We start from the raw sequence: 21,515 nt of genomic DNA, 5'->3' as shown, positions 1-21,515 counted from the left end.
TTCATTTTTTTAACCGCGAGTTTTCCCTCCGGCAATATTTGTAGTGACTCCAGTTATATAGCTAGAACGGTCTGAAATATAGAATGCTACAAGGTCAGCTACTTCCCGTAGTTTACCACTTCGTCCCAAAGGAGTTGTTGAAGTTGAAGCATAACCAGCTCGAATATCTTCTACCGTCTTTCCACGGGTATAAGCAAGAGCTTCCTCATAAGAAAGAGTTCGAAGTCCCGTAGCTTCCATAATTCCTGGAGCAATTCCAACCACACGTACACCATGCTTACCCAGCTCTTTTGCCCATGAACGAGTGTAACTATAGACTGCTGCTTTTGTGGCAGCATAGGCACTTTGTCCTTCAGAACCTTCCAAGCCTGCTTCTGAAGCCATGTTCACAATTACACCTTTTCCATTTTTCACTAAAATACGTCCCACTGCCTGACTAACCAGATACAAACCTTTTTGATTAATCATCGTTACTTTTTCGAACGTCTCATCGTCCAATTCGTAAGGACCTTTAGGATTTTCTGCATCGATTAATAATCTAGGGATATTAATCCCTGCATTATTGACCACTGCATCAATATTGCCAAATCTTTCAACTATTTTGGCAACACCCTCTTCTACTTCAGAGCGAGAAGTTACATCAACTTTTACAAATAATAGATTTGGATGACGCAAATCGTTGTCGCTAAGATCGAAATTCGCTACGTTGACACCTAATTCCAGCAATTCTTCAACGATTGCCTTACCGATCCCAGATGACGCGCCAGTCACAAGAACTGTTTTGCCTTTTATGTTTAACCAATCATTCATTTTGATACCTCTCAAATTTTATTTACAAGGCAATTATACAGCGCTTTCATAAATGAATTAAGACACTCTTTTTTACACAGTTCAAAAAAATAATAAACTAATTAAGAGGCTTGTACTAAAAAATCCACAAGAAATGAACTTGTGGATCTCTTTTTATACTCTAAATGAACTCAAGGCATATAAGAATCAAAGGCGTGCATTCAACTCAGCACCCAGCTCTTCAAAGCCTGGTTTTCCAAGAAGGGCAAACATGTTTTTCTTATAAGCCTCAACTCCAGGCTGGTCAAATGGATTGATACCATTCAGGTAGCCAGAAAGAGCAATAGCCAACTCAAAGAAGTAAATAGTGTAGCCCAAAGTGAACTCATCTTGCTCAGGCAGTGTCACAAACATATTTGGAACTCCACCATCAGTGTGTGCTAACAGCACTCCATCTGTAGCTTTTTTATTGACAAAGTCAACATCTTTTCCTTGCAAGTAGCCAAGACCGTCCAAGTCTTCTGCCAATTCAGGAATCAGCACATTTTTGCGAGGTTTATCTACACGTACAACTGTTTCAAAGAGGATACGGGTACCTTCCTGGATAAATTGTCCCAGAGAGTGCAAGTCTGTTGAGAAGTTGGCTGAAGTTGGGTAAATCCCTTTTTGGTCTTTCCCTTCTGACTCACCAGCCAGTTGCTTCCACCACTCAGAGAAGTATTGTAGAGATGGTTCATAGTTAGCTAAAACTTCTGTCAGATAACCTTTACGGTACAAGATATTGCGTACAACTGCATATTGATATGCTTCATTTTCAGCCAACTTATCAGAAGCATAAGCCTTGCGAGCAGCATTTGCTCCTTCCATTAACTTGCTGATATCAGCCCCTGCAGCTGCGATTGGCAAGAGTCCCACTGCTGTCAATACTGTAAAACGACCACCTACACTATCAGGCACTACAAAAGTATCCCAGCCATTAGCATCTGCTTCAACCTTAACTGCACCTTTAGCGCGGTCTGTAGTTGCATAAATCCGTTTATTTGCTTCTTCCTGACCATACTTCTTAACCAAGAGTTCTTTGAAGACACGGAAAGCAATAGCAGGCTCTGTAGTCGTTCCTGACTTAGAAATAACGTTGACAGAGAAATCTTTGTCTGATACATAGTCTACCAAATCAGCCAAATAGCTTGAAGAAATAGAATTTCCAGCATAGAGGATTTGAGGTGCCTTGCGTTCTTCCTTGCTTTGTAGATTTACAAAAGAATTATTCAAGAAATCAATAGCTGCACGAGCTCCTAAATAGGAACCACCAATACCGATTACGATCAATACCTCACTATCAGATTGGATTTTAGCAGCAGCCTTTTGAATACGAGCAAATTCATCTTTGTCATATTCTTCAGGCAAGTTCAACCAGCCAGTCATTTCTGCCCCAGGACCTGTACCATTTCGCAGAGCAGAATCTGCAGCAGTCACTTGAGGCTGCATATAATCTAGTTCATGTGGTGCTACAAATTTATCTAACACCTTTGAGTAGTCAAATTTAATATGTGACATGTTTATCCTCCAATTGTTCTTTTCTTTTATGATAACGCTTTAAGAAAAAATAAGCAAGTGCTTTCGCTATTTTAAAACGTTTACATTTGTATTCTATACTATTTTTCTAAATAAGCTAACCTTAGGACATAACCGAGAGCAATCGTTTGCGTAAGTCAACAAATTTTAGGCCTATTTAGGCCTATTGAGAAGAACAATTTTGATTGACAAGAAAACAAATATGCTTCTTAAGATTGGATGTCAGCTGAATTCATTTCAGGTCCGTTCAAACTAGATTCGCTGCTCCAATATTCATCTGCACCTTTTAGGCTTGACTCATCAAGAGCAATAGAAAAAGAGCACACAGCTCACTTCGCTTAGGGCTGCTGGATTCCTCCCCTGACCCGCTTCACGCAGAACTGTTGCTCCGATAGGTATTATATCATAAATTGTGGATTTTGCAAAGGTCTGGTTTTTATTCTTGTGTTTCGGCCTTAGCTGCGAGCTTGGCTTGTTTTTTTCGTTCTCGACCTTGGCGGAAGAAGGTCTGCATGATGGCTGCACATTCTGCTTCCAAGATTCCTGTTTCCACTTCCACCCGGTGATTGAGGCGCTCATCTGTCAAAATGTCGTAGAGACTTCCTGCTCCGCCAAACTTCTGATTGGTCGCCCCGTAAATCACCTGGGGAATCCGAGCTAGACCAATGGCACCACTACACATGACACAGGGTTCAATGGTCACAAACAGAGTCGTATCCAGCAAACGCCAGCTCTCTTCATGCTGATTGGCTTCCTCGATCGCCATGATTTCCGCATGCATGACCGCCCGCTGCAGCTCCTCACGCGCATTATGTCCACGCCCGATAATCTGACCATCCTTGACCAAGACACAGCCAATCGGTATTTCATCATTGGCGAGGGCAATCTCCGCCTCCTTCAGGGCTTCCCTCATAAACATCGCTTTTTCCTCTATCGTGTAGTCCATCTCTTCCTTCTTCCTTTTAGTTTCTTTGTTCATTATACCATAGGCAGCTTACGACTCACAAAAAAAGCCGCCGATTGGGCGACTCTTATGGGAGATTATTATGAAAAAGTTTAGGAGGTTTAAACAAAGTTAGGAGGTCTTTGTTTATGATCTTAGTATATCTCAGAGGTCTTAAAGTAAGCTTAAGTAGCAAAAGAGAGTGGGACAGAAATCGGTCATTCGTTAGAATTCGATTTCGTCGTCCCACCTCCGCACAGTTGAGTAGGGCTGTAAAAGCTGATGAAATCAGCATAGTAGAGTCCACTCAACCACTGCGTCTTGCTTGACAATCCAAAAATAATTGAGAGGCTAGGATTTTTGTCCCAGCCTCTTTTAAATTATTTACTTGACCAGACACTTTCAAGGATATTGGTTTGGTCACGATCTGGTCCGACTGAGAAGGTTGAAATGCGCACACCAACCAATTCGCCGATCCGGCGCACATAGTTGCGGGCATTTTCTGGAAGCTCGTCCAAGTGGCGAACACCGGTGATGTCTTCTGACCAACCTGGCAATTCTTCATAGATTGGTTTGCAACGTTTGAGTTGCTCCAAGCTTGCTGGGTAGTGGTCGATGCGTTCCCCATCCAAGTCGTAGGCTACACAGATTTTCACCGTATCCAAGCCTGATAGAACGTCGATCGAGTTCAAGCTAAGGTTGGTAATTCCTGAGACACGACGGCTATGGCGCATGACAACTGAGTCAAACCAACCGACACGACGTGGACGACCGGTTGTTGTCCCATACTCATGACCGACTTCACGAATCCGATCACCCACTTCATCAAAGAGCTCCGTAGGGAATGGTCCGTCACCGACACGGCTGGTATAGGCTTTACATACACCGACAACCTTGTCGATCTTGCTTGGACCGACACCTGATCCGATGGTCACCCCACCTGCAACAGGGTTTGATGAAGTAACAAATGGATAAGTTCCTTGGTCGATATCCAACATAACCCCTTGGGCTCCTTCAAAGAGCACGCGCTTGCCGTTATCCAAAGCATCGTTCAAGATGACAGAAGTATCGGTTACATATTGCTTGATTTGTTGACCATATTCATAGTATTCTTCGAAGATATCGTCAAATGAAAGAGGCTCTGCATCATAGAGTTTGGTAAATTGACGGTTCTTTTCTTCCAAGTTGATGCGAAGGCGTTCTGCGAAGACGTCGCGGTCCAAAAGGTCCGCAATCCGGATTCCCACACGCGCAGCCTTATCCATGTAGGCTGGGCCAATCCCTTTAATCGTCGTTCCGATCTTGTTTTCGCCTTTAGACTCTTCTTGGAGACGGTCCAATTCGATGTGGTAAGGAAGGATGACATGGGCACGGTCAGAGATGCGAAGGCTGTCCGTTGATACCCCTTCTTCATGGAGATAAGCCAACTCTTTGACTAATGACTTAGGATTGACTACCACGCCGTTTCCGATGACAGAGATCTTTTCAGGGAAGAAGATACCAGAAGGAATCAAGTGCAACTTGAACTTTTTGCCGTCGATCACGATGGTGTGACCAGCATTGTCCCCACCTTGGTAACGAGCAATGACTTCTGCATTGGCTGATAGGAAGTCTGTAATCTTCCCTTTTCCTTCATCTCCCCACTGGGTTCCTACAACAACTACTGATGTCATATCTTTGTCTGAGCTATATAGCTCGTCCTTTCTTGAAAAGCAGGCAGGAATCTCACCTGCGATTATGTTTTATACCTCATTATATGAAAAATTTGACAATTTTTCAAGGAGGGTTCATCATTTCATTTGTTTTTTCTCTTATGTAGACGAATTACATTTTTACAAAATCTGTATTTTCTGAATTTTAGTACTTAATTAAAAATAAAAGTTCGGAATTTTTGTAAAATCGTAGCGGAAATTTGTTTTCTTTTTCCGTTTGTAATAGACTAAAATTACTACCATAGGACGGTGAAACGATGACGATTAATCAATTACTGCAGAAACTGGATACATCAAGCCCTATTCTCCAAGCGACCTTTGGTCTGGAGAGGGAAAATCTGCGAGTGACAACTGATGGACACTTAGCTCAAACTGCTCATCCGAGTCAGCTTGGTTCCCGCAATTTCCACCCGACCATCCAAACAGACTTCAGCGAACAACAACTGGAACTAATTACACCTATTGCTCACTCGACTAAGGAAGCGCGGCGCTTACTGGGAGCTATCAGCGATGTGGCAGGCCGCTCAATTGACCAGAGTGAATGCCTGTGGCCTCTGTCCATGCCACCGCAGCTGACTGAAGAAGATATTATCATCGCCCGTCTGGAAAACGAATACGAACGCCACTACCGAGAGGGTTTAGCGAAAAAATATGGCAAAAAACTACAGGCCATCTCTGGCATCCACTACAACATGGAGCTAGGGAAAGATCTGGTCGCTGCTCTCTTTCAAGTCAGCTCCTATCATTTACTAAAGGACTTTAAAAATGACCTCTATCTCAAACTGGCTCGAAACTTTCTGCGTTTCCGATGGCTCTTAACCTATCTCTACGGTGCTGCTCCTCTGGCAGAAGCCGGTTTCTACAGTCAGGAATACCCGCAGCCTATCCGCTCTTTTCGCAACAGCGACTATGGCTATGTCAATGACGAGAATATTCAGGTGTCCTACACTTCTTTGGAGCAATATGTAACCGATATTGAAAACTACGTTCAGTCTGGCGAGCTCAGTGCTGAAAAAGAATTTTACTCAGCCGTTCGCTTCCGTGGACAGAAGCACAATCGCGCCTATCTGGAGCAGGGTATCACCTATCTGGAATTCCGCTGCTTCGATCTCAATCCTTTTGACCATTCGGGCATTAGCCAAGAGACCTTAGATACTGTCCATCTCTTTTTACTGGGCCTGCTCTGGCTAGATGATGTAGAAAATGTTGATGCAGTATTAAAAGCTGCCCATGATTTGAACCAGAAAATTGCTTGTAGCCACCCGCTGACTGCCCTGCCAGATGAGGCAGACAGCTCAGCCCTTCTCCAAGCCATGGAAGAGCTCATCCAGCATTTTGAACTGCCAACTTACTATCAAACTTTGCTGGACCAGATGAGAGAGGCTCTCTTACATCCTCAGCTGACACTGTCAGGACAGCTCCTGCCCCATATCCAGCAAGATTCCTTAACAGCTTTTGGTCTAGAAAAAGCAGAAGAATACCACCGCTATGCCTGGACTGCTCCTTATGCCCTCAAAGGCTACGAAAATATGGAGCTGTCCACCCAGATGTTGCTCTTTGATGCTATTCAAAAGGGGCTGAATGTCGAAATTTTAGATGAAACGGACCAATTTCTCAAGCTTTGGCATGGTAGTCATGTAGAATATGTCAAGAACGGCAATATGACCTCCAAGGATAACTATGTCATCCCTTTGGCCATGGCCAATAAAACAGTCACCAAAAAGATTTTGGCAGCAGCTGACTTTCCCGTTCCGGCTGGAGCAGAATTTTCTTCTTTAGAAGAGGGACTGGCCTACTACCCTTTGATTAAGAACCGAGAAATTGTTGTCAAACCCAAGTCAACCAACTTCGGACTGGGCATCTCTATCTTCCAAGAGCCAGCTAGCCTGGAAGCTTATCACAAGGCTCTGGAGATTGCTTTTTCAGAAGATGTTGCCGTCTTAGTGGAGGAATTTATCGCTGGAACGGAGTACCGCTTCTTTGTCTTAGACGGACAATGCCAAGCAGTCCTCTTGCGAGTGGCGGCCAATGTCGTCGGAGACGGTCAGCATACCGTGAGAGAATTGATTGCCATCAAAAATGACAATCCTCTGCGGGGCCGAGATCATCGTTCACCGCTTGAAATCATTGAACTGGGGGACATTGAACTGCTCATGCTGGACCAGCAAGGCTATGGAGCAGATGATATCCTGCCTGCTGGAGTCAAGGTTGACTTGCGGCGCAATTCCAACATTTCTACTGGCGGAGACTCGATTGATGTCACAGACAGCATGCACCCATCTTATAGGGAACTCGCTGCGGACATGGCAAAGGCTATGGGAGCCTGGGCCTGTGGCGTTGATCTCATCATCCCTGACAGCTCTGCTATTTCCACAAAGGAAAATCCCAACTGTACCTGCATCGAGCTCAACTTCAATCCTTCTATGTATATGCACACCTATTGTGCTGAGGGGCCGGGACAAAGCATTACTCCGAAAATACTAGCTAAACTTTTCCCAGAAATGGACCTATAAAGTAAGAAAACGCAGAAGATGTCTCTGCGTTTTTGTTTTGTAACCGAGGTAGAGTTTTAGATGATAACCTAAAAAGATTAAGCATGGTCCTCCTACAAGTTTAAAATAGCAAGTCATTTGCTGTAAAATCATCCTCTAACAAGCAAATTTCAAACCTCTCCTGCATATAGCAGAGGAAATCTTCCCTTTTTCCTAAAAAGAATCATAGGTCGCGAATACAAGGCTAGTATCATCTGAACAAGTTCCAGCCAGTTACTGTTGGCTTCCATAGCCCACCATCTCAACCGCTTTAAAACTGCCTCGGGTTAAAAATTCATACGGAACCCCTAATGCATCAGCTACCGCCAAACCATAGACTGCCGTTTTCAAAGATTGGTTCATGCTAGCCTCCTTTGTTTTATTATACTATTTTTGGTCTTAAAATTCTTCCTAATCCCCAAAAACAAGCGCAGGCCCGCGCTTGTTTTTCTATTTTATGCTAAAATAGAAGCTATGGACAAAATTATTAAAACTATCTCAGAAAGTGGCTCCTTCCGTGCCTTTGTACTAGACAGTACAGAGACCGTGCGAGCAGCCCAAGAATACCATCAGACACAAGCAAGCTCAACTGTGGCCCTCGGTCGGACCCTGATCGCAAGTCAAATTCTCGCCGCCAATGAAAAGGGCAACACCAAGATAACGGTGAAAATCCTCGGTACTAGCTCACTTGGTGCTATCATCACTGTGGCAGATACTCAAGGAAACGTCAAAGGCTACGTGCAAAATCCTGGTGTGGATATCAAGAAAACAGCGACCGGTGAAGTCGTGGTCGGACCATTTGTCGGAAACGGGGAATTCCTAGTGATTACCGACTACGGCACAGGCAATCCTTATCATTCCATGACACCTCTCGTCACTGGAGAAATCGGTGAAGACCTAGCTTATTACTTGACTGAAAGCCAACAAACTCCATCTGCAGTGGGGCTCAATGTCCTTCTTGATGAAGAAGACAAGGTCAAGGTTGCCGGTGGTTTCTTGGTGCAGGTCTTGCCAAATGCCAAGGAAGAAGAAATTGCCCGCTTTGAAAAACGTATCCAAGAAATGCCGGCCATTTCTACCCTTTTAGCCTCTGACGACCATATTGAAGCCCTTCTTACTGCCATCTATGGCGAAGATCACTACAAACGTCTCTCTGAAGAAGAGATCCGCTTCCAATGTGACTGTAGCAAGGAACGCTTCATGGATGCCTTGGCTAGCTTGCCAGCCAAAGACCTTCAAGAAATGAAGGACGAGGACCAGGGAGCAGAAATTGTTTGCCAATTCTGTCAGACGGCTTATCACTTTGATAAAAACGACTTGGAGGAACTCATTCGTGACAAATCTTAATACACCTTTTATGATTGGGAATGTCGAGATCCCAAACCGGACGGTCCTTGCACCTATGGCCGGTGTGACCAACTCAGCCTTCCGCACGATTGCTAAAGAACTCGGGGCAGGGCTTGTAGTCATGGAAATGGTCTCTGATAAAGGAATCCAATACAATAACGAAAAGACCCTGCATATGCTCCATATTGATGAAGGTGAAAATCCTGTATCGATTCAGCTCTTTGGTAGCGATGAGGACAGCCTGGCACGCGCAGCTGAATTTATCCAAGAAAATACCAAGACCGATATCGTCGATATCAACATGGGCTGCCCAGTTAATAAAATCGTCAAGAACGAGGCGGGTGCCATGTGGCTCAAGGACCCAGACAAGATCTACTCTATCATTAACAAGGTTCAATCCGTCCTTGATATCCCCCTCACTGTTAAAATGCGGACAGGTTGGTCTGACCCTTCTCTAGCAGTTGAGAATGCCCTCGCAGCTGAAGCTGCAGGTGTCTCCGCCCTTGCCATGCACGGACGGACCCGGGAGCAAATGTATACGGGTCATGCGGATCTTGAGATCCTTCACAAGGTTGCACAAGCACTGACCAAGATTCCATTTATCGCCAACGGAGATATCCGGACGGTGCAAGACGCCAAACAACGGATCGAAGAAGTCGGTGCCGATGCGGTCATGATCGGCCGTGCTGCTATGGGGAATCCTTACCTCTTCAATCAAATCAACCACTACTTTGAAACAGGAGAAATCCTGCCTGATTTGACTTTTGAAGACAAGATGAAGATTGCTTACGAACATTTGAAACGCTTGATCGATCTCAAAGGTGAGCACATTGCCGTTCGCGAATTCCGCGGCTTAGCTCCTCACTACCTCCGAGGAACCTCAGGCGCAGCCAAACTCCGCGGAGCCATCTCGCAAGCTAGCACTCTAGCTGAGATTGAAGAACTTCTTCAATTAGAAAAAGCTTAATGACAAAAAGAGAGTGGGACAGAAATCGGTAATTCGTTAGGATTCGATTTCGTCGTCCCACCTCCGCACAGTTGAGTAGAGCTGTAAAAGCTGATGAAATCAGCATAGTAGAGCCCACTCAACCACTGCGTCTTGCTCGACAATCCAAAAACAATTGAGAGGCTAGGACTTTTGTCCCAGCCTCTTTTGTATCTTATTGATCCGCTTGAGATTCGCTTTCTTTCCAGCGATAGGTCTTGCGTGGTTTTTTCTTAGGTACCCGTTTGACACCTACTTCTTCTACGTAAGAGCCATAGGTCACAAGGAAATTATTGGTCAAAATTTCTTTATCTGGATGGATCAGATTCACCAACTCGGTTGCTTCGTATACGGTGAAAGGCTCTTCTAGGAGATGGAGGAAGGTTGGATTCCAAGCCAAGCGCCCTTGGATACGCTTGATCGATTCTTGGACAATCTCATAGTGGTCAAAGGCGAAATCTTCAGCTGTCAAAACACGGCCATCTAGAGAACATTCCCCTTGTTTGAAGTCCACATCAAGGAAAAGAACTTCTTTGGCATCATCTCCAGCTCGGACCAGATTGACGGCCTCCGCAGGCAAATAGACCAGGTGGGCGATGGTGATGACCCAGCCCCGTGGGTCCCGACCAGGAGTCGAAACGGTCATTAACTGCTCGACCTTTTGAGGGGTCAACTCTAGTCCAACTTCTTCTTGAACTTCGCGGATACAAGCCTGGATAGCATCCTCGTGCTTTTGCAAGAATCCTCCAACCAAGGCGACCCGGTGCTGACAAGGGTGGGTTTTCCGGCGAATCACCAAGAGTTTCAAACGCCCCTCCACAAAGCAGTAGGCCACCATATCGGTAGTTACACTTGGATTTTCATAGGTGGGATGATCTTGCTCCTTATACCAACGGAGGAATTCTTCCTCGCTGACGACCGTCTCGTAGTATTCCTTTTCGTTCATCCCTTCCGGAATGCTGCTTGTTGCCATCTAAGCAACCTCCTTTTTCACTGCTTTACTCCATTGGTACCAACCAACCAAGCTATTGAGGGTGTAGACCCAATACATTCCCTGAATATGGATGCTTTCTCCCCACCAGAGGTAGATACTGAAGAGGTTGGTCGCAATCCAGAAAATCCACTGTTCACGATAAAGACCTGTCATGAGAAGTTGACCGACTCCATTGGTCGCATCTGTCACACTATCACGGAAAGGTCGTGCACTGTGGATGCTTTTATAGGCATAGCCCATCCCGATCCAAATCAGAGCTGTTAGAACCAAATACTTGATCCATTCCATTATGGTTAATTTCTTGGCTTCAAAGTGAGATTCTTCTGCCCCTCCTTGGTCATTGATCCGATTCGACAACCAGACATAGAGGCCGATTGGTTGCATCACGAAGAAGTATAGGGTTGTCAGAACTTCTCCATAGAAGTTTTTGTTCAAGGCTAGGATGAGGTAAATCGCTGAGTTCACTGCTCCAAAGAGATAGTTACTAGCCCTACCTTCTGCTACTAGTATCACACAAACGATTCCTGTCCAGGAGGCAAAGAGCCCTAACCAATCGTGACTTGCTTCCTGATTGGTAAACTCTAGGACAAAGGGCACGCTAGACAAAGCAATCAGATACAGCCATTGTGTCAGAGTGCGACCTGCAAATAGGTCTTGCCAAAGGAGTTTCATAATCCCTACGAAGCCACGTTTGCCAGCTTCTCGATGGACATTTTTTAAATGCTCCCCAAATGTTTGAATTTTTTCTTGTAGTCGTTTCATGCTGTTTCTCCTTTAATCAGCTTGATAAATCGTATCGATGACACGCTTTGCTTCTTCGTAATTCCCCAAGTAGTCTTGCCCGAGATAGGCTGTTGGGATATCTGCGAGGTATTGGTGGCGGAGGTGATCCAGGTGATTTGAAAAACTGTTGCGAATTTCATCATCTGCCATGGTCATATCGCGGAAGCCATCATTGACATAGGATCCAATGGGTTGGACAAATAAGATCAAATCCCATTTTTCCTTAGCGAGGATACTGACAAAGAGATTGTCAAAAGTATCCGTCATACTGGTCTCTTGGCCTTCTACTTCCATATAGTAGTCGTAATAGCCCTTGGTCACTAGCGAATTGGTATCCGCAATGACCAGTCCACGATTGGCACTACTGTCGATTAATTTTGAGGTTTGATCGTATTGTCCGAGCAGGAGATAATAATAGTCTTTGGGGGTCAGTTCATCATCCCGTACATTGTTTCTGATCTGGTACTCGCGAGCATATTCTAAGCTCACTGGTGCATCATAGAAGCGGGCCAAATCTTTTGCCAAAGTCGTCTTCCCATTACTAGCACTCCCCATAATGAGGACCTTTTTGGTAAACTGACGACGGAAGGGTTGCGCAATGTATTTCCAATACTTGCTGGGATTTTCCCGGATGAGGGTTCCTGAGATGCCAAACTGACGCTCCTGTAAGTGCGCTTGAAAGCCTCTCGCTTCAAGTTCCTCTTGATACGTCTTTTCCCCAACATAGAAGATGAGCTCTTCTCTCTCAGCATCATATTGAATGGTTTCTAAGGCTGTTTTCAACCAAGGCTCCCATCCTAAAGGATAGCGGGGAAGTTCTGTCTCGTCTAATTTATAAATTTGGGTGAGTTCATCATTTGAAAAACCTTCTCGAATATAGCGAAAACGTTTCTGCAAAGGAAGGCCAACTTCTTCTCCTCGGTCACCTTTGTAACCAGAGACAATCACACAAACGCGGTCACATTGGCGTTTTGCCCGTTGAATTAAATCAATATGACCTTGATGAAGGGGGGCAAACGTTCCAAATACTACTGCCACTTTTTCTTTCATCTAACTGGCTCCTTTATCATAATGTCAAAACATGTTTTGCTTATGATTTTATTATAAACTATAATTTCAATCTGTCAATACTTTTTTATAAAAAAATATATTTTTATAAAATAAAAATTAAAAAGACTCAACTCTGTATGTTATTATACAGAATTGAGCCTCTGATTTCAATCTTTTTTTTAATTTTCTCAGTAGGGAGCCATTATTCCCGAACCAAGGCATGCGCATGGCCATTTTCTGTCACTTGAACACTTGCCACTTGGCCATCTTGACCGACAACTATATCCAAGCTAGCTGCAGATCCATCTTGGGAGGAAATCAAACCAGCATGGTAATGACCTTGATCCAAGTTGTATTCATAGCTTCCAATTGTATAGCCCACTGCATCGCCACCAGGAGTTTGAATGGTTACTTGTCCACCTTGTCCGATGCTTACGCCTGTATCGCGACCGTCGGTCCAACTACCTATTGCTCCTGAATAATCCCCTGAGGCATAGCTCAAGACACCTTTATAGCGTGGGTTCTCTGTCTTAGAGGCTTGTTCTTTTGCAGTCGTGCGACCTTCCTCCAAGCTAGGACGTTTTTGTTTTTCTGGTGCTGGGGTCACTGCTGCATGTGTTTCTTTGGAAGGAGTTGGAACCAGGCCTTGACTGGCTTCTGGAACTCTTGGTGTCACTGGAGTTGATGGATTTTCTTGGCTCGCTTGTGTTTCGCTCGAAGCGATGGCAGGAGATTGTGCAACTTCTGTGCTTTGTGTGGTTTTGCTTGCGGTCTTTTTCTCTTCTTTTTTACTAGTAGAGCTTTGTTTCACTTGCGCAATTTTACTAGTTGAAGATGGACTGGTTTCCTTGTTCTTTTCTGATCCACATCCGCTTAAGAGAAGAGCAGCTGTTAGAGCAAGGGTAGATAGACTAAACAAGGTTCCTTTCGTTTTCATGGCAATACCTCTCTTTTGTAACATTTGTTACATTTTGTAATATGATTGTAACATTCATCTATAGGGAAGTCAAGAGGATTTGCAAGTCTTATAAAAAATAGAAACTAGTTTCAAAAAAAGAGTGAACAAATGGAGCCCTACTCCAAGCATTCACTCTTTTTCTTATTGATAAACTTCTTGATAAAATTCGATGGTATCTCCATCTTGGACAGTAGTTTCTGCTGCCCCTTTTGGTGCCATCTCTCCATTAATCTTGTACATCCAATAGAGCCCCTTGCTTTCATCCTGGGCTACGCCATCGATCGAGGTGATGAGACCACTCTTTTCCTCGATTTTGTAGTTAGCTTTCAGGACTTCCATCAGGTTGGCTTTTTCAGCAACCTTTAAGGTCTTGCTTTGAGCTTCTTGCCCTTCAGGGGCGATACTGACCGTAATGGTAATTTGTTTTTCTTTGGCTACTTGTGAGCTAGAAGCTGAGCTTTCCGTAGTCGATGGTGTGCTTTGTCCGCAACTGACCAATACAAGAGCTGCTAGGACAGCAAAGAAACTATAAAGTGTTTTTTTCATAATACAATCTCCTAAATACTATATAAAGTAGAGGGTAAAAACAGGTGGTGGAAAGGGCGTGGGCCAGGTTAAAGCTAAAGCCATTCACCAGCGCATAGGTCCACCAGGGCATGTGGTAGAGAATAGCATAAAGACTGTCAATCAGCACCCCGTAGAGAAAGGATAAGATACCGACTACTAGGGTTTGGACTTGCAAAGACAAGTGACGGTAAAGCCCCCGCCAAAGAGTCAAAAGGAGGCCAAAGGCCAGTATCTGAGCGAGCACCACTGGGCTCATCCCCAAGAGAAAAGCCGAGGTAAACATGGTGACTGCCATCACCAAACAGGCAAATTGCCAGTCTTCAAATAGCACCAGTAAAAAGAAAATGGCACTAATGGGTTGGACATTGGGCAAGAAGGCAAAGGCTTGTCTCAGCACCACACAGAGGGCTGCTAAGAGGGTGATTCGGGTCAAGCGTTTGAGAGGCACTGCATATCCTCCTAGTCAATCGTGAAGTTAAGCTGACCAGACTTGACACCTACCTTGAGGGTTTGCCCTTCAGCCACTTCTCCTCTCAAGAGGATCTCTGCCAAGTAGTCTTCCACCTGAGTCTGGATGGTCCGGCGCAAAGGACGCGCTCCCATCTCTGGATCATATCCATGAGTCGCCAGCCATTTAAGAGCAGACGCTTGGAATTTCAGAGTAATACCCTTCTCTGATAGAGATTGAACTAGCGGTTTCACCATAATCTTGACAATCTCATGCATTTGGTCACTGGTCAAGCTATGGAAGACAACCTTCTCATCGATCCGATTGATAAACTCTGGTCGATAGGTCTTCTTCAACTCTTCAAAGATGCGTTTCTCCATATTGGCCTGGTCAAAGCGAATATCCTTAGCTCCAAAGCCAACCGTCTTATCATCTCGTAAAGCGGTAGCTCCCAAGTTTGAGGTCATGATAATAATGGTATTGGAGAAATCTACCTTGCGTCCCTTGCTGTCGGTCAAGACACCGTCATCCAAGACTTGCAAGAGAACGTTAAAGATATCTGGATGGGCTTTTTCCACCTCATCAAACAAGAGGACTGAATAAGGTTTGTTGCGGACTTTTTCCGTCAACTCGCCCCCTTCTTCATAACCGACATAGCCTGGAGGGGCACCGTTGAGACGACTGGCCGCAAATTTCTCCATGTATTCACTCATATCAAAGCGGATCAAAGCGGACTCGTCATCAAAGAGGACTTCAGCCAGCGCCTTCGCGAGCTCGGTTTTTCCGACCCCAGTCGGACCGAGGAAGAGGAAGGAGCCAATTGGCCGTTTGTGAGACCGAATTCCCGACTGATTGCGACGAATCGCTCGGCTGATACTTGAGACAGCCTGATCCTGACCGATCACGCGCTTATGAAGTTCTGCTTCTAATTCAAGGTATTTCTTAGCTGCTGTTTGGGTTAGTTTCTCCACAGGAATGCCTGACAATTGACTGAGCGTCTTCAGGATATCCTCTTCCTTGACTTCTAGCTGGTAGCCTTTTGGACTGGCATCTTCTTTTAGCAACTGAGCAACTTTTTTCCACTGCCCCTTGAGCAAGGCTTGATCGGCAGCTGTCAAGTCGGACTGAAGACCGGCTTGAGGCCCCTTGTTTTGCACCGTCGCTGCCGCTTCATCCAAGAGGTCAATGGCGGAGTCAGGTAAGAGGCGACTGGTCAAATAACGATTGGCATAAACAACAGCTGTCTCAATAGCCGCATCCGTAATATGAACACGGTGGTGACGTTCATAGGTCTTCTTGAGCCCTTGCAAAATCGCAATGCTATCTGCAACAGAGGGTTGCTCAATCAAGACCTTAGCAAAGCGGCGTGAAAGAGCGGCATCTTTTTCAATGTGTTTTTGGTATTCTTCTTGCGTAGTGGCTCCTACGGTCCGTAGGGTCCCGCGAGCCAAGGCCGGCTTCAAGATATTGGCCGCATCCAAGGTGGAGTCAATCCCAGAGCCAGAGCCCATAATGGTATGGAGCTCATCAATGAAGAGGATGACATGGCCATCTTCTTCAATATCATTGATGATGTTGTTCATCCGCTCTTCAAAATCTCCACGGAACCGCGTCCCTGCGACAACATTCATCAAGTCCAATTCTAGGACCCGCATTTTAGCCAGTTCCGTCGGGACATCTCCGCTGGCAATCCGTTGAGCCAAGCCCAAGGCTAGAGCGGTCTTTCCGACACCGGCATCCCCGACCAGGACTGGGTTATTTTTCGTTTTGCGGCTCAAAATCTGAATCATCCGCGAGATTTCTTGCCCCCGACCAATCACCGGTTCCAAACTGCCATTGCGAGCCATTTCTGTCAAATCTCGGGTGTAGTCTTCCAAACCACCGCTGGTAGAGGCTGGCATGCCCATCATATTTCCCATGGTTTGACGATTGGGTTGCTGGGCCCGATAGAGCGAACGAATGGCCTTGACAGCTTCCTTGTCCCAACCTGCTCGTTGTTCTAAGCTCTTCCGAAGCTCGACGATTTTAATGCCCTCTTCCTGATCATCATAGCGGAAGCCGACATACTCCAATACTTGAGAAGCCAAGGTTCCCCGCTCTAGTAATAGCGCCAAGAGGACATGCTCTGTTCCAAGACTTTTGGCATGGACTGCCTGGGCAATCTCTTGGGAACGTTTCATGATTTCTTCGACACGGAAAGAAAAAGGAAATACCTCATAGCGGCCATCCCGTTGGTAGACTTGACCCGTAATGTGCTCCGCTGCATCTTGAAAATCATCAATCTGCATAGGATAGTCACTTAAGACGGAACCAGCTACACTATAGGGATTATTTGCCAGGGCTACTAGGATATGCCAGGTATCTAGCGTTTGAGACTCAAAATGACCCGCCAAGATTTGAGCGGCTTCAATCGTTTCTAATAGGGCTTTTGAATAGTTCATAAGGAGATTACATTCCCTTTCTATCGACTTGTTGGATAATTTTTCGTAGGATATTGGCTCGTAAGCGATGGGCTTCACTTCCCAGAACCTCGTCTGTCGTCATCACTGACAAAAGCTCTGCCTCTCTCTTTGTAAGGAGTTTTTCTTCAAATAGCATTTGAAGGATATCGCCAAAAACAGTCTGACTGATTTGTTCTCCGATGCTTGCGCCAAGCTCTTTTAGCATCTGGTGTTGGTCTGAAAATTGGACCTTGCCAATCCGGATATAACCGCCACCTCCACGCTTGCTCTCTACGATATAGCCTCGACTTTCGGTGAAGCGGGTCTTGATCACATAATTGATTTGACTAGGAACAACTTGGAAAACATCCGCTAATTCGCTTCTCTTGAGCTCTGCGATGCCTGCTTGAGCCAGTAGCGACTTGATATAGGCCTCAATGCTATCTGATGTATTTTTACTTGCCATGATGCTCCTTTCTAACCTTTTCATTCTAGATAAGCTCTCTGCTTTTCAGAGGATCAAAAATGGTCTCATCATCCATGATGTCATTATTGACCTTATCTGACTATTATACAATTTTTACGCCTGTAAATAAAGCAAAGACTACGTCGAGATAGAAACTGAAGACCCCTTGTTGGTAGCCAGAAGGAGGCCAAAAAAGAGGCTAGCCGTTGCTAACCTCTTGTAATAGGGACTTTAGGATTTCCGACGAGCGTATTTCACTCTTCCGCCCAAGAAGCCTAAGCCCAGTAGTCCGATCCAGGCTAAGAAACTTGCCTTCTCTGATCCTGTCTGTGGCAGTTTTTCTTGGGACTGCACAGGGGCCGGAGTTACTGCTTCTACCTCAGGAGAAAGAGGAGTCTCTTTCGAAGCCGTCGGTTTCAAAATTGGAGCAATTCCACTTTCTTTTTTGTCTTCTGGAGGAAGGAGCGGTTTCGTTTCTTGTGAGTCTTCACTAGGACTTGTTGCTAGCGGCACATCCGGAATAATAGGAGCTTCTTCCGCTTCCTTCGTTCCGACTTCTGTGATCTGGTCCTGGGCCTCCACTTCGACGAAGGCATCGACTTCTGTCCGAATTTCTTTGCCTTCTTCTTGTCGGACCTCGATCAATTTCAATCGGCGTCCGACCTTCCCAGATTGAAGGATCCGGCTTTCGCCCTTGGCCAAGTCCTTGTTCTCACGTGTTTGACTCTCAAATGGAATCTCCTCTGCTTCGATGAGAAGTTCTGGTTTTTCAAGAATCAAATCCCGAACACCTTCTTCTGGTCGTGTCTGCGTCAGCGGTTCATAATTGTGAGCATCTCCTAAGATGGTTTCAAGGGCTTCGACTTGATTCACTGCAGCAACCAAATCTGGGCGCTCTTGATCCAACAACTGAGTCAAGTCCGTCAATTGTCCTTGAACCGTCGGTTTGAGCTCTGCTTTCAAACGATCGAGAGAAGTAGCCTTGATCTTTTCTACTCCTTCTCTGATGATCTGTTGCAACTCTTCTTGACTGAGCAACTGGCTATCTTTCCCTGATAGGATAAATCGGTCTACCTGGATGGCTCTGGATGACTGAGGGTCATTGAGAGCTGGATCCAGATGCAGGCGTAGCTGGTGGTAGCCTTTTGCTAGGCCTTGCAGATTGACCAAACTCTGGTCGAGTTTGCGTTGGTCTCCATAGCCACTGAAATAATGATCGCCTTCGATCTCATAATCATGGCCACGCCCTTCTTCGAAGGCCATTTCTTTTCCATCTAGAGTGACGCTGTAGAGACCATGGCTTGGGTCGACCACTCCTCGAACCTCCACACCTGTTCCCTTAAAGGTGATGGTCACTTCAATGTGTTTCTTGCCTTCCTCATCGGTCACTTGGTTAAAGCTAGACCAAGATTCTGTGCCATTTGAAAAGTCTTTGTTGTCCGTCTCATGGTGCCAACCTTGGCTATAGTGCAGTTTCGGATCTTGGTCATCTACTTCTTTGCGATTTTCTGGCAACTGGTCCTCGTTCATTACTTGGACTGTCAGTTCTGGAATAAAGCCGACTAGACTTCCTTGATCTGGATGCAACAATTTGACCTTAAAGTCATAGACATCGGTCGCTTTTCCTGCAAAATCAAGAGTTGGAACTTGGACTGTTTTTTCCGTCTCTCCATCTGCGAACTCAAGGGTGACGTTGGTATCTTTGTAGACCTTGCCATGAACCCCTGTTCCTGGTTCTGTGATTAATTTGAGACTGGCACTTCCTTTAGAGCCACCTTTTCTCTTGACAACGACTTGCGCTGGGTCGCCTTTCTTAACAGCTAGGGTTGGCTGAGCAAACTCAAAGAGACCCTTTTCTTGGTTATTGAGGGCATAAATCCCTTCCGTTGCGATCGCATCTCCCTTGCTATTGACCAAGGTCAAGGTATGGGAGCCTGCTGCCAAGTCCGGTGTTTCATAGACCTTTTGGCTGCGTTTGCGGCTTGGGCTTTTGGTATTGACCGTCGCTAGCTTTTGGCCATCGACATAGACATCCATTTCCCCATGACCAGGGTCGACAGTTGCGACCACATAGGCCTTGGTGCCTTCAAACTGATAGGTCACAGAAGCTCCCTTTTCCTTGGTCCACATAGAGGTGCCTCGGACGCCTTCTCCCTCTTCATTCCATTGGCTATTAGCTCGGTCAGCAGTCCGGTCAGAATGATAAGTCAAACCAAGCGGGTAACCATCGGTTTCTTCGATGCTAGCTGGGGTCTTATAGACAGAGACTCCGTTCAAGATTGGAGTAGCTTGGGCATCGGTGATGGACACCCGGATATAGCGACTATCAACTGGTTGCCCTTTGATCAAACGGCGGTATCCTACGGTTGAACCAGCCCCAAAAGGAACCCATTGACCATTCACAGCCACATCAATGGTGAAGCCAGAAATCCGTTGGCCTTTCTCGATCGTTTCCTTGAGCTCTACCACATCAAAGTGTTGCTCTTTTCCAAGATCGAGAACAAAAGAGCCGGTCTTAGCATCATCTGATGGTGCCCAACTGGTCTTTTCATCGCCATCTGTCAAATGGCTGGCCTTGTAGAGAGAGTTGCGTCGTGTCGAGTCAGCTTCTACCAAAGCTCCTGCCGCATAGTTCACACTGTAGAGTTGGTCCAAGGTCTGGCGTAATTCTTTCAAACGGGCCACATCGGCATCCGCAAATTTTCCGTCTTGATTCGGTGGAATATTGAGCAAGAGTGGAGTTCCACGGCCGACCGATTTGAAGTAAATGTCCATCAATTCGCGCAAGGACTTAGGCTCTTGGTTGTCATGGTAGAACCAGCCGGAGCGAATAGAAACATCCGCTTCTCCCACTGAGTATTGCTTCCCTTCTGGATCTCCGTGATTGAGGTAACTATTGGATGGATTGTTGCGGATCTTATCTGGATTGACCTTATGCCAAACTGGATCTCCAGCAATTCCCTTTTCATTTCCGATCCAACGAACATTGGTGGGCTCAGCTGAGAAGATGGCAATATCCCCTTGGGCCTTACGAATGGCATCAAACCACTTGTCGAAGGTATAGGTGACTTTTTGAGCCCCATCGCCACGCGCTCCATCCATCCAGACTTCTACGAACTTGCCCTTGTTTCCATATTTTGGATCTTCAAGGATTTCTTTGAGCTGGTTGAGATAGTATTCGTTGTATTGGTCCTCTGTATCCACATGGTAGAGTGGGCTGTGAGCATCCCAAGGCGAGAGGTAGACCCCCATATCCATGTCATACTTGCTGGCAGAAGCAGAAACCTCGGCTAGGATATCGCCTTTTCCTTCCTTCCAACCGCTTTTAGCAATGGTATGGTCGGTGTATTTAGAAGGGTACAAGAGGAAGCCATCGTGGTGCTTGACGACCATGATCGTCCGTTTGAAGCCCGCGTCTTTCAGAGTTTTGATCCACTGATCGGTATCCAGATGCTCTGGATAGAAATAATAAGGGTCTTCTTGTCCATCTCCCCACTCACGATCGTAGTAGGTATTCATCCCAAAGTGGATGAAAGCTGCTAGTTCTTCGCGGTGGTATTGCATTTGGGCCTTGCTTGGAAGCGGACCATAGTCTGCAATCTCAGGCTCCTCATCTGGAGAAGTGGCTGGTTGGCTTGTTTCTGTCCCTTGACTGACTGCGCGGTTTTCTTTCTCACTCGTTACGGGTGAGGAATTCTCTGATTCTTCTTGGTGCTCTTTCACAGCTTTTTCCTCCTTTCCTTGATCCCCTGCATTGCTCGTTTCAACCCGTTCTTCACGTGGTTCACTATTCTCAACTTGTTCCTCTGCGTAACTGGTAGTCACTCCTAAAAAACAGGTCGCTACAACTACCGAGCAGACGCCTACTGAGAGTTTACGTATGCCAAATCGATTTCTCTTTTCAAATAATCTTTTTCCCATATTCT

17 protein-coding genes and 1 other RNA gene are annotated in these 21,515 nt (G+C 45.7%); 3 read left to right on the top strand and 15 right to left on the bottom strand.

What is annotated here, in order from left to right; genetic code table 11:
* Window positions 1–9: 9 nt before the first annotated feature.
* From AC3E8G_RS00140 to AC3E8G_RS00120, 5 genes are all read right to left on the bottom strand, one after another.
* The gene (locus AC3E8G_RS00140; RefSeq protein WP_001000837.1) at window positions 10–810 is read right to left on the bottom strand and encodes an SDR family oxidoreductase; all 801 of its coding nucleotides are present in this window, start codon (window positions 808–810) and stop codon (window positions 10–12) included.
* 186 nt (window positions 811–996) lie between these two features.
* Window positions 997–2,346, bottom strand: coding sequence for a glucose-6-phosphate isomerase (locus AC3E8G_RS00135; protein WP_008808173.1), 1,350 nt, complete (start codon window positions 2,344–2,346; stop codon window positions 997–999).
* 327 nt (window positions 2,347–2,673) lie between these two features.
* An RNA gene (ffs, locus tag AC3E8G_RS00130) (signal recognition particle sRNA small type) lies at window positions 2,674–2,759 on the bottom strand.
* A 41-nt stretch (window positions 2,760–2,800) separates the two neighbouring features.
* Window positions 2,801–3,310: a tRNA adenosine(34) deaminase TadA gene (gene tadA, locus AC3E8G_RS00125; RefSeq protein WP_195327022.1), complete on the bottom strand. Its 510-nt coding sequence runs from the start codon at window positions 3,308–3,310 to the stop codon at window positions 2,801–2,803.
* Between the two features lie 377 nt (window positions 3,311–3,687).
* Window positions 3,688–4,980, bottom strand: coding sequence for an adenylosuccinate synthase (locus tag AC3E8G_RS00120; RefSeq protein ID WP_490676732.1), 1,293 nt, complete (start codon window positions 4,978–4,980; stop codon window positions 3,688–3,690).
* A gap of 296 nt (window positions 4,981–5,276) precedes the next feature.
* On the opposite strand from AC3E8G_RS00120, the gene gshAB reads away from it, so the two are divergent.
* Window positions 5,277–7,532, top strand: a complete 2,256-nt coding sequence (gene gshAB, locus AC3E8G_RS00115; RefSeq protein ID WP_154857133.1) for a bifunctional glutamate--cysteine ligase GshA/glutathione synthetase GshB — start codon at window positions 5,277–5,279, stop codon at window positions 7,530–7,532.
* Window positions 7,533–7,784: 252 nt separating this feature from the next.
* Here the strand turns inward: gshAB and AC3E8G_RS00110 are convergent, their stop codons facing one another.
* Window positions 7,785–7,913 carry a hypothetical protein gene (locus AC3E8G_RS00110; RefSeq protein ID WP_006595453.1) on the bottom strand — a complete coding sequence of 43 codons (129 nt, stop codon included), beginning with the start codon at window positions 7,911–7,913 and terminating at the stop codon, window positions 7,785–7,787.
* A 111-nt stretch (window positions 7,914–8,024) separates the two neighbouring features.
* Here AC3E8G_RS00110 and hslO point away from each other — a divergent pair, with 111 nt between their 5' ends.
* On the top strand, window positions 8,025–8,897 hold the full coding sequence (gene hslO, locus AC3E8G_RS00105; RefSeq protein ID WP_006597306.1) for an Hsp33 family molecular chaperone HslO: 873 nt from the start codon (window positions 8,025–8,027) through the stop codon (window positions 8,895–8,897).
* The gene (gene dusB / locus AC3E8G_RS00100; RefSeq protein WP_414286300.1) at window positions 8,884–9,864 is read left to right on the top strand and encodes a tRNA dihydrouridine synthase DusB; all 981 of its coding nucleotides are present in this window, start codon (window positions 8,884–8,886) and stop codon (window positions 9,862–9,864) included. Before hslO ends, dusB begins: the two co-directional genes overlap by 14 nt.
* A 193-nt stretch (window positions 9,865–10,057) precedes the next feature.
* Here dusB and AC3E8G_RS00095 read toward each other — a convergent pair whose 3' ends face one another.
* The 9 genes from AC3E8G_RS00095 to AC3E8G_RS00055 form a co-directional block, all read right to left on the bottom strand.
* Window positions 10,058–10,855 (bottom strand): NUDIX domain-containing protein, encoded by a 798-nt coding sequence (locus AC3E8G_RS00095; protein ID WP_048690738.1) that lies wholly within the window; start codon window positions 10,853–10,855, stop codon window positions 10,058–10,060.
* Window positions 10,856–11,638: a nicotinamide riboside transporter PnuC gene (gene pnuC, locus AC3E8G_RS00090; protein WP_490676731.1), complete on the bottom strand. Its 783-nt coding sequence runs from the start codon at window positions 11,636–11,638 to the stop codon at window positions 10,856–10,858.
* 12 nt (window positions 11,639–11,650) lie between these two features.
* A complete protein-coding gene (locus tag AC3E8G_RS00085) occupies window positions 11,651–12,709 on the bottom strand; it encodes an AAA family ATPase (protein ID WP_048690743.1) in 1,059 nt (352 codons plus the stop codon).
* 202 nt (window positions 12,710–12,911) lie between these two features.
* Window positions 12,912–13,646: a hypothetical protein gene (locus AC3E8G_RS00080; protein WP_490676730.1), complete on the bottom strand. Its 735-nt coding sequence runs from the start codon at window positions 13,644–13,646 to the stop codon at window positions 12,912–12,914.
* A 162-nt stretch (window positions 13,647–13,808) separates the two neighbouring features.
* Window positions 13,809–14,213, bottom strand: coding sequence for a DUF4430 domain-containing protein (locus AC3E8G_RS00075; protein ID WP_061564464.1), 405 nt, complete (start codon window positions 14,211–14,213; stop codon window positions 13,809–13,811).
* Window positions 14,194–14,682, bottom strand: coding sequence for an ECF transporter S component (locus AC3E8G_RS00070; protein ID WP_490676729.1), 489 nt, complete (start codon window positions 14,680–14,682; stop codon window positions 14,194–14,196). The genes AC3E8G_RS00075 and AC3E8G_RS00070 overlap by 20 nt, the downstream gene beginning before the upstream one ends.
* An 11-nt stretch (window positions 14,683–14,693) precedes the next feature.
* Entirely contained in the window at window positions 14,694–17,123 is a 2,430-nt protein-coding gene (locus tag AC3E8G_RS00065) for an ATP-dependent Clp protease ATP-binding subunit (RefSeq protein WP_490676728.1), read from the bottom strand.
* A 7-nt stretch (window positions 17,124–17,130) separates the two neighbouring features.
* Window positions 17,131–17,589, bottom strand: coding sequence for a CtsR family transcriptional regulator (locus tag AC3E8G_RS00060; RefSeq protein WP_048690753.1), 459 nt, complete (start codon window positions 17,587–17,589; stop codon window positions 17,131–17,133).
* A gap of 231 nt (window positions 17,590–17,820) precedes the next feature.
* Window positions 17,821–21,510 (bottom strand): alpha-L-fucosidase, encoded by a 3,690-nt coding sequence (locus tag AC3E8G_RS00055; protein ID WP_490676727.1) that lies wholly within the window; start codon window positions 21,508–21,510, stop codon window positions 17,821–17,823.
* Window positions 21,511–21,515: the final 5 nt, after the last annotated feature.

Source organism: Streptococcus sp. SCPM-O-B-15294 (M123) (assembly GCF_058200455.1).
Note: the sequence above shows the minus strand (reverse complement) of the source record. Positions and strands in the feature narration are given on the sequence as shown.

Excerpts from the sequence above, each read along its gene's own strand:
- AC3E8G_RS00065 (WP_490676728.1), bottom strand. The coding sequence starts at position 17,123 with ATGAACTATTCAAAAGCCCTATTAGAAACGATTGAAGCCGCTCAAATC.
- AC3E8G_RS00080 (WP_490676730.1), bottom strand. The coding sequence starts at position 13,646 with ATGAAAACGAAAGGAACCTTGTTTAGTCTATCTACCCTTGCTCTAACA.
- AC3E8G_RS00140 (WP_001000837.1), bottom strand. The coding sequence starts at position 810 with ATGAATGATTGGTTAAACATAAAAGGCAAAACAGTTCTTGTGACTGGC.
- gshAB (WP_154857133.1), top strand. The coding sequence starts at position 5,277 with ATGACGATTAATCAATTACTGCAGAAACTGGATACATCAAGCCCTATT.
- hslO (WP_006597306.1), top strand. The coding sequence starts at position 8,025 with ATGGACAAAATTATTAAAACTATCTCAGAAAGTGGCTCCTTCCGTGCC.
- pnuC (WP_490676731.1), bottom strand. The coding sequence starts at position 11,638 with ATGAAACGACTACAAGAAAAAATTCAAACATTTGGGGAGCATTTAAAA.
- AC3E8G_RS00055 (WP_490676727.1), bottom strand. The coding sequence starts at position 21,510 with ATGGGAAAAAGATTATTTGAAAAGAGAAATCGATTTGGCATACGTAAA.
- AC3E8G_RS00120 (WP_490676732.1), bottom strand. The coding sequence starts at position 4,980 with ATGACATCAGTAGTTGTTGTAGGAACCCAGTGGGGAGATGAAGGAAAA.
- AC3E8G_RS00085 (WP_048690743.1), bottom strand. The coding sequence starts at position 12,709 with ATGAAAGAAAAAGTGGCAGTAGTATTTGGAACGTTTGCCCCCCTTCAT.
- tadA (WP_195327022.1), bottom strand. The coding sequence starts at position 3,310 with ATGGACTACACGATAGAGGAAAAAGCGATGTTTATGAGGGAAGCCCTG.
- AC3E8G_RS00075 (WP_061564464.1), bottom strand. The coding sequence starts at position 14,213 with ATGAAAAAAACACTTTATAGTTTCTTTGCTGTCCTAGCAGCTCTTGTA.
- AC3E8G_RS00110 (WP_006595453.1), bottom strand. The coding sequence starts at position 7,913 with ATGAACCAATCTTTGAAAACGGCAGTCTATGGTTTGGCGGTAGCTGAT.
- AC3E8G_RS00060 (WP_048690753.1), bottom strand. The coding sequence starts at position 17,589 with ATGGCAAGTAAAAATACATCAGATAGCATTGAGGCCTATATCAAGTCG.
- AC3E8G_RS00135 (WP_008808173.1), bottom strand. The coding sequence starts at position 2,346 with ATGTCACATATTAAATTTGACTACTCAAAGGTGTTAGATAAATTTGTA.
- AC3E8G_RS00095 (WP_048690738.1), bottom strand. The coding sequence starts at position 10,855 with ATGGCAACAAGCAGCATTCCGGAAGGGATGAACGAAAAGGAATACTAC.